Source organism: Paenibacillus sp. N119s, assembly GCF_059447605.1.
In genome coordinates this window covers 1-462 of the sequence record NZ_JCAJRU010000516.1, presented here as the reverse complement: position 1 = coordinate 462, position 462 = coordinate 1, and the positions used below count along the sequence as shown (strand labels likewise).

Annotated in this window: 1 protein-coding gene; it reads right to left on the bottom strand. The window is 53.9% G+C overall.

Features of this window, described 5'->3' with window-relative positions:
• On the bottom strand, nucleotides 1-462 hold a 462-nt coding region (locus AC5V8P_RS26100), incomplete at both ends, for a condensation domain-containing protein (RefSeq protein WP_495474117.1).

Here is a 462-nt window from a genome sequence, read left to right as displayed (position 1 = left end):
TTCAAGGAGCCTTCGTAGGCAAAATCCTTAGGCAGCGGAGCGATCGCAGCTTTGGCCTGCTCTACCTGCTTCCAATATGACCCATCCGATGCGGCCGCAGAACGATGAGTATAAGCCGTCAACTCCTGTGCCCACGTTTGGAAGGAATCCGTTTTATATGGCAATCGTACAGGATCACCCTTGATCGCCTGCTCGTAGCCTGTCGAAAAATCTTCAAACAGAATCCGCCACGACACTCCGTCCACCACCAAGTGGTGAATGGCGATCAGCAGATGGTCGCCCTCGGTTGTGCGGAACAATCCAAGCTTCACCAAAGGTCCTGCAGACAGGTCCATGCTGCTTTGAATTTCCGTCGCCTTCGCTTCCAGCGCTTCTGCATAGGTTTGCTGTTCACGGTAATCCACCATTTCCAGCGTATACAGCGCGCCCTCCTCTACACGGCGTGTCCAAGCCGTATAACCC